The sequence below is a fragment of the Streptococcus sp. SCPM-O-B-15277 (M60) genome, assembly GCF_058200335.1.
The window spans coordinates 539,811-553,105 of record NZ_JBYQGR010000001.1 but is presented as its reverse complement, the minus strand read 5'-3'; the positions used below and the strand labels follow the sequence as shown (position 1 = coordinate 553,105).

General features: G+C 39.2%; 13 protein-coding genes and 1 other annotated feature. Of the genes, 1 reads left to right on the top strand and 12 read right to left on the bottom strand.

The annotated features are described in order from the left end of the window. Nucleotides 1-15: 15 nt before the first annotated feature. Nucleotides 16-2,295, top strand: a complete 2,280-nt coding sequence (locus AC3E9F_RS02735) for a Xaa-Pro dipeptidyl-peptidase (RefSeq protein WP_263393682.1) — start codon at nt 16-18, stop codon at nt 2,293-2,295. A 49-nt stretch (nt 2,296-2,344) separates the two neighbouring features. Here the strand turns inward: AC3E9F_RS02735 and AC3E9F_RS02730 are convergent, their stop codons facing one another. From AC3E9F_RS02730 to trpX, 12 genes are all read right to left on the bottom strand, one after another. Then, a complete protein-coding gene (locus tag AC3E9F_RS02730; RefSeq protein ID WP_006148428.1) occupies nt 2,345-2,506 on the bottom strand; it encodes a hypothetical protein in 162 nt (53 codons plus the stop codon). A gap of 9 nt (nt 2,507-2,515) precedes the next feature. Continuing rightward, nucleotides 2,516-3,826: a GTPase ObgE gene (gene obgE / locus AC3E9F_RS02725; protein WP_263393683.1), complete on the bottom strand. Its 1,311-nt coding sequence runs from the start codon at nt 3,824-3,826 to the stop codon at nt 2,516-2,518. A gap of 77 nt (nt 3,827-3,903) precedes the next feature. Further along, complete coding sequence (locus AC3E9F_RS02720; protein WP_045615867.1) at nt 3,904-4,038, bottom strand: DUF4044 domain-containing protein; 135 nt, start codon at nt 4,036-4,038, stop codon at nt 3,904-3,906. A 29-nt stretch (nt 4,039-4,067) separates the two neighbouring features. Next, nucleotides 4,068-4,259, bottom strand: a complete 192-nt coding sequence (locus AC3E9F_RS02715) for a PspC domain-containing protein (protein WP_490672780.1) — start codon at nt 4,257-4,259, stop codon at nt 4,068-4,070. Nucleotides 4,260-4,285: 26 nt separating this feature from the next. Further along, a complete protein-coding gene (locus tag AC3E9F_RS02710; RefSeq protein WP_490672779.1) occupies nt 4,286-5,602 on the bottom strand; it encodes a glycosyltransferase family 4 protein in 1,317 nt (438 codons plus the stop codon). An 8-nt stretch (nt 5,603-5,610) separates the two neighbouring features. Further along, nucleotides 5,611-6,654, bottom strand: a complete 1,044-nt coding sequence (locus AC3E9F_RS02705) for a glycosyltransferase family 4 protein (protein WP_490672778.1) — start codon at nt 6,652-6,654, stop codon at nt 5,611-5,613. 108 nt (nt 6,655-6,762) lie between these two features. Beyond that, nucleotides 6,763-7,092 (bottom strand): metal-sulfur cluster assembly factor, encoded by a 330-nt coding sequence (locus AC3E9F_RS02700; RefSeq protein WP_263393685.1) that lies wholly within the window; start codon nt 7,090-7,092, stop codon nt 6,763-6,765. A 16-nt stretch (nt 7,093-7,108) separates the two neighbouring features. Continuing rightward, nucleotides 7,109-8,218, bottom strand: a complete 1,110-nt coding sequence (gene rpoD / locus AC3E9F_RS02695) for an RNA polymerase sigma factor RpoD (protein WP_490672777.1) — start codon at nt 8,216-8,218, stop codon at nt 7,109-7,111. Nucleotides 8,219-8,220: 2 nt separating this feature from the next. Next, nucleotides 8,221-9,981, bottom strand: a complete 1,761-nt coding sequence (gene dnaG / locus AC3E9F_RS02690) for a DNA primase (RefSeq protein ID WP_263393686.1) — start codon at nt 9,979-9,981, stop codon at nt 8,221-8,223. 248 nt (nt 9,982-10,229) lie between these two features. Further along, entirely contained in the window at nt 10,230-10,988 is a 759-nt protein-coding gene (locus AC3E9F_RS02685; protein WP_263393687.1) for an ABC transporter ATP-binding protein, read from the bottom strand. After that, nucleotides 10,985-11,851, bottom strand: a complete 867-nt coding sequence (locus AC3E9F_RS02680; protein WP_263393688.1) for an ABC transporter permease — start codon at nt 11,849-11,851, stop codon at nt 10,985-10,987. The genes AC3E9F_RS02685 and AC3E9F_RS02680 overlap by 4 nt, the downstream gene beginning before the upstream one ends. Before the next feature lie 60 nt (nt 11,852-11,911). Beyond that, on the bottom strand, nt 11,912-12,910 hold the full coding sequence (trpX, locus tag AC3E9F_RS02675; protein WP_263393689.1) for a tryptophan ABC transporter substrate-binding protein: 999 nt from the start codon (nt 12,908-12,910) through the stop codon (nt 11,912-11,914). Nucleotides 12,911-13,044: 134 nt separating this feature from the next. Further along, nucleotides 13,045-13,259, bottom strand: a binding site (T-box leader). Nucleotides 13,260-13,295: the final 36 nt, after the last annotated feature.

Below are 13,295 nucleotides of genomic sequence, written 5' to 3'. Positions count from 1 at the left end.
TAAAAGGAGAGATCCATGCGTTTTAATCAATTTAGTTATTATTCCGTTACAAACCAAGAAGCTCTGCAAGAATTATCTGAACTGGGCTTCAAGTTTGATAAATCAACTTCAGCAAAAGAACAGTTTGAAGCATTTGTTAGAACTTGTTTTTTTAATTACAAAAATACGGAATATCCCCTCACTACTTTAGCAGTTGATAAAGAAACTGATTTGCTTACTTTCTTTAATTCAGACCGTGAATTGACAGCAGAAATTTTCTACACTGTTGCCTTTCAATTGCTTGGATTCAGTTACTTAGTAGACTTTGAAGATGGTCTTGCTTTTCACAAAGAAACAGCGTTTCCGATTGTTTACGGAGATTTAATCGACAATCTCTATCAACTTCTAAATACACGCACTAAAAAAGGAAATACCTTAATTGATCAGTTAGTTAGTGATGGACTCATTTCTGAGGACAATAACTATCACTACTTCAATGGCAAGAGTTTGGCAACCTTCTCTGCAAACAATGTCATTCGTGAAGTAGTTTATGTAGAGACTCGTGTTGATTCTGATAGAGATGGACTTCCTGATCTTATTAAGGTAAATGTCATTCGTCCAGCTTACAATGGAAAGATTCCAGCTGTTATGACAGCAAGTCCATATCATCAAGGAACCAATGACAAAGCAAGCGATAAGGCTCTTTACAAGATGGAAGCTGAGCTAGCAGTCAAGGAACCACATGAAATTTCACTAGAGCAACCGACATTAGACCTAGTTGAACCAGTTGTAGAAGCTGAACTAGTTCCAGAAGCTGAAGAAAAGCTCACTCATATCAATAGCAGCTACACACTTAATGATTACTTCCTTCCAAGAGGATTTGCCAATATCTACGTATCAGGTCTTGGTACCAAAGATTCACAAGGTTTAATGACCAATGGAGATTACCGTCAAGTTGAAGCTTATAAGAATGTTATCGATTGGCTAAATGGTCGTTGTCGTGCTTTTACGGATCATAGTCGTAAACGTCATGTAAAAGCTGATTGGTCAAACGGTAAAGTCGCGACTACAGGACTTTCTTACCTAGGAACAATGTCTAACGGTATTGCTAGCACAGGAGTTGATGGTTTAGAGGTTATTATTGCAGAAGCAGGTATCTCATCATGGTACAACTATTACCGTGAAAATGGTCTTGTGACAAGCCCAGGCGGCTATCCTGGAGAAGACTTCGATTCATTAGATGAATTAACTTATTCTCGCAATCTCTTAGCTGGTGACTTTATTCGTGGAAACGAGGCTCATAAAGCATCCATAGAAGAACTTAAGAAAAATCTAGACCGTAAAACTGGGGACTATAACCAATTTTGGCATGACAGAAACTATCTACTCAACGCCCAGAAAGTTAAAGCCGAGGTTGTCTTTACCCACGGTTCTCAAGACTGGAATGTGAAACCACTTCATGTCTATCAAATGTTCAATGCTCTTCCAAGCCATATTAAAAAACACCTCTTTTATCATAATGGCGCTCACGTTTATATGAACAACTGGCAGTCGATTGATTTTCGGGAGTCTATGAACGCTCTTTTGACACAAAAATTATTGGGTCAAGAGACTGACCACCAACTTCCAAAAGTCGTGTGGCAAGACAACACTGCTCCTCAAACCTGGCTGTCACTTGAAGATTTTGGAAATCAAACTGAACATAAAACTTTCTCTTTAGGTACTGAAGAAGCTGTCATTGAAAATCATTACCAAGATTCTGACTTCGAACGTTTTGGAAAAACCTACCAAACCTTTAATAATGAACTCTATCAAGGCAAGGTGAATCAGATTACCATTGATCTTCCAGTGACTGAAGATCTTCATATCAATGGTCGTGTTAAACTAAACCTTCGTCTCAAGTCAAGTACCAATAAAGGCCTTCTCTCTGCTCAACTTCTCGAACTTGGTCAAAAGAAATACCTTCAACCATATCCAGGAGTCTTATACGGTCGAACACTAGATAATGGTCGTTATCACATGTTAGACAATCTCTGTGAGCTACCATTTAGCCCAAATGCTCAGCGCGTCATCACCAAAGGCTATCTCAACCTCCAAAATCGTCATGATTTATTAAAAATTGAAGAAGTTAAACCAGATAAATGGATGGAATTCCAATTTGAATTGCAACCAACAATTTACAAACTAAAAGAGGGCGATACCCTCCGTCTCGTTCTTTATACTACTGACTTTGAAATTACTGTTCGTGACAATACAGATTATCAATTAACTGTAGACCTTGCTAAGTCTAGTCTAGAAATTCCCTATCAACAGTAGTTAGTGAATCAGAAAACCCGTGATAAGTTTATCACGGGTTCTTTTATTCTTATTTTTTTTCTTCGGCTTGTTTTTTCATTCTCGCAAGTCTCAATGAACGATTGGGATTGAGGCGATTAAAAAGTTCTTCTAATTTCTTTTCATTCCAGACGTCTGCTGCAGAAACAAAATTTCCATCAGCATCTCGGAAAGATATTGGTTTATCACCCATAGCTATCTCCTAGTCTACAAATTCAAACTCAAATTTTCCAATACGGACAAGGTCGCCGTCCTTAGCGCCACGAGCACGAAGAGCTTCATCAACACCCATACCACGCAACTGACGAGCAAACTTCATGACAGACTCATCACGGTCAAAGTTAGTCATATTAAAGAGTTTCATGAGTTTTTCACCTGAAAGAACCCATGTTGCATCATCGTCACGACCAATCTCAAATGGTTTTTCTTCTTCATCGAAGCCATAGTAAGCCTCTTCTTCCATTTCTGATTCGTCATAAAGAAGGAATTCTGGCGTTTTATCAAGAAGCTCAGCCGTTGCGTCTAATAGCGGTGCAAGTCCTTGCTTAGTCAAACCTGAAATTGGGAAGATTGGTGGTAATTCTTCAAATTCATCATAATTAGCAGCCAATTTTTTCTTGAATTCTTCAAGGTTTTCTTGACTCTCAGGCATATCCATTTTATTGGCAACAATAATCTGTGGACGCTCCATCAGACGAAGATTGTAAGATTCAAGTTCCTTATTGATTGCTAGATAGTCCTCGTAAGGATCACGTCCTTCGCTAGCTGACATATCAATGATATGTAGGATAACACGAGTACGCTCGATATGGCGCAAGAACTGAGTTCCTAGTCCAACACCTTGGCTAGCACCTTCAATCAATCCAGGAAGGTCTGCAACGGCAAAGGATTCACCGGACTGGGTACAAACCATACCAAGATTTGGAACAATTGTCGTAAAGTGGTAGGCACCAATTTTTGGCTTAGCAGAGGTAATCACGCTAAGGAGTGTTGATTTACCGACAGATGGGAAGCCAACTAAGCCAACATCCGCAAGAATTTTAAGTTCTAACTGTAATTCACGTTCCTGACCTGGTTCTCCATTTTCTGAGATTTCTGGTGCAGGATTTTTTGGTGTTGCAAAACGGATATTTCCTCGACCACCACGACCACCGTGGGCCACAATGAATTCTTGCCCATTCTCAATCAAATCTGTAATAATTTTTCCTGTTTCAGCGTCACGCACGGTTGTTCCTTGAGGCACACGGACAATCAAGTCTTCTGCCCCTCTACCGTGCATCCCTTTGGTCATTCCCTTCTCGCCAGATTGGGCTTTGAAATGACGATTGTAACGGAAGTCCATAAGGGTACGTAAACCTTCGTCTACAACGAAAACAACGTTACCACCACGTCCTCCATCACCGCCCCATGGTCCACCATTAGGGACGTATTTTTCACGACGAAAGGCAACCATGCCATCGCCACCATTACCAGCCTTTACTTTAATCTTGGCTGTATCTAAAAACATACTCATATTCTCTTCTCACTTCAAAAAGGGCTGGGAAATCCCAGTCACCCAACTTATTGCCAAACAATAAAATGATTAACTTTTTAGAATCTGCTAAATACACCAATGGCAGTAGCAAAGATACCTGCCAATGTTACAAATAACATTACTAATACTACAAACATTGTAAGTTTTTCAAAGAATGTTTTTTTACGTTTACCATTATCACCGAATGCCATGTTTTCTCCTTTACTATAATACTCTGTTCTTAATATTCATCTGATACAGGAGCGATTGCCCACAAGATTAAGTAAGCAATAAGTCCAGCACCATAACAAAAAGCTAAAACTCCCCAAATAACACGTACGATTGTAGGGTCGATATCAAAATAATATGCTAAACCAGCGCATACACCACCGATTTTTTGATCTCTACCACTTCTCATAAATTTCTTTTGCATATTTTTATTTCCTTTCTTTGATTCGATTAATCATTTATATATTTTCTTAAATTTCTTAATTGTTTTCTAGATGCCTTAAGCATACGCTTCGAACCTTTAACTGGCATAGTAACAGCCTGTTGCGGGATATAGAAGACTGTCTTTAAAATACGTTTTGTAACAGGTTCGTCAGCCCCTATTTCTTTAGCAAAATTATTTGAAATAATGACGTCTAGATAAAATTCATGGACTCTTCTAGCAAAATTCTCAGCAGAAATTTCATATAATTTTTCAGCCAAGTGTTTTTCATCCATTGACGGTGTAACAAGTAAGGCTTCAAGAATCGCTCCTGCCAAGTCCCTTTCCTCATAATAAAGGGTTCCGAACATTTTATCACTGATGAGATTATCCAAATAAGGATTACCATGGGCAATAACAGGTGTCTTACTAGCTAAACTTTCAAGATAAGTTAATCCCTGAGTCTCACTTGTAGAAGCCGATATGAAGAAATCAGCTGCCTTATAAAAGAGTGCCGTCTCATTTGGCGGAATCATACCTGTAAAGATAACAGAATCTTGAATTTTTAAATCTTCTGCTTGCTCCTTAAGGTTGTCTAAATAAGGTCCATCTCCAGCTACAACCAGTTTAACATTTGGTTCTTCTTTTAGGACATCTGGTAAAGCTGCTAGAACTGCTTGAATGTTCTTCTCGTACGAAACACGAGAAAGACTTAGAAGCATCTTTTCATCTTGTTGGATCCCTAGTTTATCCCGTAAGTCACTAATGTGTTCGAGACCAATCTCAGGGCGTTCAAATTTGGCAAGTTCAATTCCAGTAGGAATGACACGCTTTTCAACTTTTACCTTATAGTCAGATAAAAGGTCGCGCACAATTTCACTTGGACAAATGACCCCATCAACGTCATGAAGAAATCCTCTCACAAGATACTTGACCATACCTGGACGAATCAACATCCCCTTAGCAATATAGTGAACATAATCCTCGTACTGGGTATGATACGTATGAATGACTGGGATTTTCAATTCTCGTGCAATCCATATTCCCAATAAACCAAGAGAAAACTCAGTCTGGGTATGAATAATATCGAGTTTGTATTGTTTCGCAATCTCAAGAGCTTTGGTAAATCCACGGTAAGCGAAACGACGGTCTTTAAAAGCAAAGAAAGGAACACTTGGAATACGGATAATCTGCCAGTCTTCATAACGATTGACATCCTTATCGGTTGTCGTGAAGATAAAGACTGCATGCCCTTGCTTTTCAAGCTCTGTTTTTAAGGTTCGAATACTGGTTGCAACACCAGAAACCTGTGGGAAATAAGTATCTGTAAATAATCCAATTCGCATATACTACCTCATTTTTTTCCTAAAGCTGCTTGCTCCCGATAGAATTTAAGCCAGATTTCTAAAAGATGCTCTTCGGAGTATTCTTTAGAAATAGCCTTCGCCTTTTCTTTTAACTCTTTCAAAGCTTCTGGATGCTCTCGATATTCCACAATAGCTTCTTTCATATCTTCCACATCGGTGGTTGGTCTGTAATTTCCTTCTAGAATCACCTTATAAAGATCTAAGTCCCGAAGCATAATGGGAGCTTCACAACTCGCAGCTTCTAGAATGGTCATTGGAAAGAGCTCGTTATAACTAGGAAGTAAGAACAAATCTGCCAAAGCATACAGTTCTCTCATCCGTTCTGGCTCAACAATTCCAGGGAAAATCAGATTTTCCGGAGGATTATCCATGATTTTTTTATAGCGTTCATAACCATCTGTAATCCCACCAAAAGAGAAGCCTCCAGCCCAAATAAAGGTGATATCCGGCAGTTCCTCCGCAAGAGTGATGAAATCATCGATTCCCTTACGCTTTTGAACCTGCCCAGCTCCCACTACTACAAACTGTTCCTCACTTATTCCCATATCTTGACGCAGTTGAGAAACTTGATCTAATGGTAATGGATGCCATTTTTCTTTGTTAACAAAGTTAGGGATATAGGTCACCTTTTCACGAGGAATACCAGCTGCAACCAAATCTTCGATAAAAGTAGGATTGACCACAACCAAGTGTTCCATACGGTCATAAAAAGAAAACACATAGCGCTTAACAATCCCTTTTAGGAAGAATGGAATCTTCAAACTACCTTCTAAGGTGTCAGGCAAGAAGTGGACATAACCAATCCTACGACCTGATCGCTTCTTTTGAAAAGTTGACAGATAATAAGGAAGGTCGATTGTATGAAAATGAGTAACATCAGCTTCTACAGGAAGATTCTCCGTTACAATTAGTTGGTCTTTCGCATCACGTTTCAAAAGTTGCACAAGTTCACGGTAAGCTCCAGAAACACCTTGTCCTGCTACCTTTTCACTCGAACTTAGCATATTGATGCGTAATTTCTCTTTTTCCATACTATCCATTATATCATTTTATTGAAAGAAAATCAGCAAATTAAAAGAGAGATAGCATAAAAGCTAGGGAATCTCCTAACACTTATACTATTTCTCTTTTTTATCATTCTATTTAATACCTAAAGCGATACGTGCATAGCGACTCATTTTTTCAACCGTCCAAGCTGGATACCAAACTAATTTTACTTCAACGTTGGTAACCTCTAGAACATCAGTCATTGCATCATAAATTTGATCGGTCAAGAGGTCTGCCAATGGACAACCCATAGTCGTTAAGGTCATATCAATCTCAGTATCACCGGTATCACCATCAAATCGAATCTCATAAATCAGACCTAGGTTGACGATATCGATTCCTAATTCTGGGTCGATAACCTCTTCTAATGCAGATAAGATTTTCGTTTTGATAGTTTCAATTTGCTCTTCTGTATAAGCCATGTGTAATCCTCCAATTTTAATCTTCGATAAAGTCACGAAGTGGTTTACTACGACTAGGCTGGCGAAGTTTTCTCAAGGCCTTAGCCTCAATTTGACGGATACGCTCACGAGTGACATTGAAGACTTTACCAACATCTTCTAAAGTGCGCATCTTTCCATCATCAAGACCAAAACGAAGACGCAATACATTTTCTTCACGGTCAGTCAAGGTGTCTAGCACTTCATCCAACTGCTCACGCAAGACGATACGAGTTGTGTAGTCTACTGGATTTTCAATCACTTCGTCCTCGATAAAGTCACCAAGATGGCTGTCGTCCTCTTCACCAATAGGTGTTTCAAGAGACACTGGCTCTTGAGCAATCTTCAAGATCTCACGAACCTTATCAGGTGTCATATCCATACGTTCAGCAATTTGTTCAGGAGTAGGATCTTGTCCCAACTCTTGAAGAAGGTTACGCTGCTCACGAACAAGTTTGTTGATGGTTTCTACCATGTGAACTGGAATACGAATGGTACGAGCTTGGTCAGCAATGGCACGTGTAATAGCCTGACGAATCCACCAAGTTGCGTAAGTTGAGAATTTGAAACCTTTAGAGTAGTCAAATTTATCAACGGCTTTCATCAATCCCATATTCCCTTCTTGGATCAAGTCAAGGAATTGCATACCGCGTCCAACATAGCGTTTCGCGATAGAGACTACCAAACGAAGGTTAGCCTCTGCTAGACGTTGTTTCGCTTCTACATCTCCTGCTTCAACGGCAAGGGCCAACACTTTTTCTTCTTCGTTTGTAAGAAGAGGTACGACACCGATTTCCTTTAAGTACATGCGGACAGGGTCATTCACTTTGGCAGATGTTGAACCAATTAAGTCTTCATCGCTAAGTTCTGGTTCTTCCTCTGTGCTTAAGACACGTTCACTTGGATTTCCTTCGTTATCAGTGATTGCAATACCAGCATCTTGAATACGTTGCAACAGATTTTCAATTCCTTCAACATCAAGAGCAAAAGGGATTACAAGGACATTGTTAATTTCATCATCTGTCGCAGTACCAGTTTTCTTATGGTTACGAATAAACTCAGCGACTTGGACATCAAAAGTTGTTACTTCTTTTTGTTTTTTTGCCATTCTTACTCCATTCTTCTTTTTTGGGCAATTAAGCGTTCAAGCTCTTCTAAAGCAGTTTCTGTATCACCTACATGACTAGCTTCCTGAACCTTCTTTTTGATTTGCAAGTTTTGTTGATTCAAAAGAGCACGATTACGAGACTCTTCCACTTCTTTTAGTTCTTCTGGAGACATTTCAGAAGGTAGATCCAAGGCTAACACTTGGTACCAAGCATTTTCCACTTCTCTAGTCTGATTTGCTAAGTCTTCAGAAGATATCGAACCATTATCAATCAAGAGTCCATACAAGGTCTGAAACTCTGGAGTTTCAAATACAAAATCATCTCTCAAACGATAATCATTCAACACAAGGGGGTGCTCCATCATACGATAAAGAATATGTGCTTCAGCTCTCATGACTGCCGTCAATTGTTTAGAAACCGACATAGTAATTGGTGTCGGATTAACAACCTGTTTCACTTTTTCTTGTCTTTGTCTAACACGACTTTCGTTGATGATGTGCTCAACTTGTTGATAATCAAAAGATGGTAAATGATCAGTCAGTAAATGAATATAGGTGTTCTGGGCTGTGATAGAAGGTTCTTTGACGATAAGAGGTGCAATTTTCTCGATAAAATCAATCTGTGCTTGTAGATTTTCACTATTACTAGGTTTGTAATGATGGATATAAAACTCAATCGGACTGATACGAGTATTGGCCAAGAGATAAGCCAGGTCTTCTGCAGAATTTTTCTGCAAGTATTCATCTGGGTCCATAGCATCAGGAATTTGAACAATCTGCACAGGCAAATCGCTAAGTTCATCTAGGGCTTTGGCAGTTGCAGCCTGCCCCGCTTTGTCACCATCATAAGTGATAATCACTTTTTTAGTAAAGCGTTTGAGATGCTCAACATGTTCACTAGTTAGAGCTGTTCCCATGGAAGCTACTGCATTTTCAATACCAGCCCGGTAGGCTGCAATGACATCCATAAAGCCTTCCATCAGATAAATTTCAGGAGCTTTACCAGAACCTTTTTTTACCCTATCCAAATGATATAATTCGTAACTCTTGTTAAAAATTGCCGTCGCTCGACTATTTTTATACTTGGCAGTTTGAGAATCCGTCTCTTGCCAAATCCGTCCAGAGAAAGCAATTACCTTTCCTTGGTCGTTTGAGAGTGGAAATATAATCCGGTTATGGAAAGTATCAAAAAATTGGTTACTCTCAGATATATAAAATAGACCTGAATCCAGCAAGTCCTTCTCACTATAATCGTCTGCTAAACGCTGATAAAGATAAGAGCGTTCTGCTGGAGCTAGACCAATCATAAAGTGTTTAATGACATCATCAGTCAAGCCACGTTTATAGAGATAGTTTCTCGCCTCCTCACCCATTTTAGTCGTCATGAGGATTGCATGATAAAAGCGTGCAGCGTTATCATGCATATCGTAGAGATTTTGATGGGGTGACGTGTGTGGGACAGGGTTATGTACAGGAGCTTCCAGGTGCATCCCCAGACGCTCACCTAAAATCCTTACCGCATCTGAAAAAGTTACTTGTTGATACTCCTCTATAAACTTAAAGACGTCTCCAGAACGACCACAACCAAAACAGTGGTAAAATTGCTTATCTTCGACCACGTTAAAGGAAGGGGTCTTTTCACCATGAAAAGGACAGAGCCCCAAAAAGTTCCGTCCAGATTTTTGTAAAGAAATCACTTCTCCTATGATTTCGACAATATTGGTATTGTTTTTGATTTCTTCGATGACTCTCTTGTCAACCATAGACAATACCTCCATTTTATCACAGTTTACTTTATATAGTATAGCTTATTTCTGAAAAAAAGTAAACCATTTCATACCTTTTACATGCTTCTATTTCATAGAAAATAGGCATTTTCGAAAGTAAAATTTTAGGAAATTACACATTTACTTAAAATTGAAAAAAATATATAAATAAAAAAATCTCTATTTGCTTCAAAAAAAACTTAGAGATAAAATTTTATCTCTAAGTTTTTTGTAAATGAGAAATCTTATTCAAACAACTGATAGTAATCTGAAATCTTCATCTTGGCTTTTTCATCCTTGCTTAAATCTTGGATGATTCGTCCTTCCTTCATAACAATGAGACGATTTCCATACTTGAGAGCATCTTCCATATGGTGGGTAATCATCAGAGCAGTCAGATGGTCCTTATTGACAAAGTCATTTGTCAATTCCATCAAGGCAACACTTGTTTTAGGATCAAGGGCAGCTGTATGTTCATCTAACAAAAGTAGTTCAGGACGTTTCAAAGTTGCCATCAAGAGGCTCAAGGCCTGTCTTTGTCCACCTGACAAGAATTCAATCGGTGTATCCAAGTGTTTTTCTAGACCATTTCCGACTTTCTCAATGGTTGCTTGAAATTCTTCTTTGTAAGCTGATAGTCTTCTTGGAAATAGACCACGTTTTTCACCACGAAACTTAGCAATCAAGAGATTTTCTGCAACCGTCATACGAGGGGCAGTTCCCATCTTGGGATCCTGGAAGACACGAGAAAGGTACTTGGCACGTTTTTCAGGGCTGAAATGAGTCACATCCTCTCCCATAATACGGATAGTCCCACTAGTCAGGGGCAAAGTTCCTGCAATGCTATTAAAGAGAGTTGATTTCCCTGCACCATTTCCACCCAGGATTGTGATGAAGTCATGTTCGTATATATCCAGAGAAACATCGTTTAGGATAATTTTTTCCTCGTCAAAGCCATTTTTCACAATTTTTGTGGCATTTTTCAATTCTACAATTGCTGTCATTTGCTTATCTTGACTCCTTTCAAGTATTTATCCTTAAGGGTTGGAATAACTAGACAAGTTGCTAGGATAAGAGCACTGTATAGACGGAGGTAGCTAGTATTAAAGCCAAGAGCAATGACTCCCCATACCAAGAATTGGTAGCTAATAGAACCAACGACAATAGTAACCAAGCGTTCTGCTAATGTAAGACTCTTAAAGAGTACTTCACCGATAATTAAGCTTGCAAGACCAACCACGATAACCCCGATACCACGAGAAACATCTGCATAGCCTTCTTGTTGAGCAATAAGAGCGCCAGCAAGTGCGATCACACCATTTGACAAGACCAAGCCCATCAACTCCATACGTCCCGTATTGATACCAAAACTACGAGCCATATCCGGATTATCACCAGTAGCAATATAAGCTTGTCCAAGTTTAGTATCTAGGAAGAAAAGCATCACTAAAATAACCAAAGTCACAAAAATCAAACCTGTAAACAATTGATTAACCTCAGATGAGAATGGAAGAACGTCCTGGATTTGTTTAGTTCCCAAAAGTCCAAGATTGGCACGTCCCATTATCATGAGCATGATAGAATGACAGGAAGTCATGACTAGAATTCCTGACAAGAGAGTTGGAATTTTACCTTTAGTATAGAGTAAACCAGTCGCTAAACCTGCAAGACAACCTGCTCCAACAGCTACTAAGGTAGCAAGAAAAGGATTAACACCTTGTGTAATTAGAGTTACTGCTACCGCTCCTCCAAGTGGGAAGGAACCCTCGGTTGTCATATCTGGAAAGTTGAGGATTCGAAAAGTCATAAAGATTCCCAAACCCAGAATAGCCCAGACGAATCCTTGAGAGATAATCGATACTATCATGTTACATTCATTTCCTTCTTTTAAAAATTGGAGGAGATGTCTCCAACTCCTCCTTTATTATTATTCAATCACTTGACCAGCTTCTTTTAGAACTGATTCGGGAATAGTAATTCCAAGTTCTTGAGCCACTTTTTTGTTGATAACTGATTTACCAGTTGAGAAGACATTAACTGGTGTATCTGCAGGTTTTTCACCCTTCAAGACTTTGGCAATCATCTTACCGGTAGCAACACCAAGATCGTGTTGGTCCACAACGACTGATGCCAAACCACCTGCTTCTACCATGGCAGTCGCACTTGGGTAGATTGGTTTTTTAGCTGTTTGGTTGCTTGATACTACAGTTGAGAACGCAGATGCGATTGTGTTGTCAATTGGAACCCAAATAGCATCAACTTTCCCAGTCATAACATTAACTGTTGAAGCAATTTCGTTAGTTGATGGAACTGCGAATGTTTCTACTTTCAAACCAGCTTTTTCTGCGTAAGCTTTGAACTCTTCGACTTGTGATTTTGAGTTATCTTCGCTACTTGAGTAAAGAGCTCCAACTATCTTGACATCAGGAGTCAATGTTTTAATCAATTCAACCTGTTGTTCAGCAGGGTTATGGTCGGATACCCCTGTGATGTTTCCACCTGGTTTTTCCAAGTTTTGTACAAGGTTAGCTCCAACTGGGTCTGTAATAGCTGCCATGATAATAGGAAGGTCTTTTGTTGCACTTGCTAGACCTTGAGCTGCAGGTGTTGCAATTCCGACAACGACATCGTTTCCGTTTGCTACCAATTGTTTACTCATTGTCGCAACCTTACTTTGGTCACCTTCTGAGTTCATAAAGTCTATTTTAACTTGGTCGCCTTTATAGCCTTCTTCAGCAAGTCCATCTTGGATACCTTGGTAAATCAAGTCAAGCGATGGGTGACTGACGAACTGTAGAACACCAACTTTAGCAGTTTTGTTAGCTGTCTCGGTTTTAGCATCTTGTTTCGTTAAGTTAGAGTAGACCAAGCTTCCTCCAACTACAAGTGCTAGTGCTGCAATAATACCAATTAAACGTTTATTCATATCTATTTCTCCTTATTTCACTTAAACTTAGTAATGTTCATTACACTTTCAATATAACTTTACCAAGCGTCGCCATCGTTTGATTTCCATCATTTTTTCCTCCCCATAGAAAAAGTCCTCACACAAAAAACTTGTGTGAGGACGTCGATGCGCGGTGCCACCTCAATTATAGGAACTAGTCCTATCTCTCTTACTCGCTTCACGAGTTGCACTATAAGGTGTGCTCACCGAATTCTTATGATTTCAAATTCTTAATAACATCCAGCCCAATTTCATCATCTTCTTCTATCTGTTTCCACCAACCACAGACTCGCTAAAAAAATTCGATGATTACTTTCTGAATGCTTAAATTATATCATTTTACTAAAACTTGTCAAGGATTTTC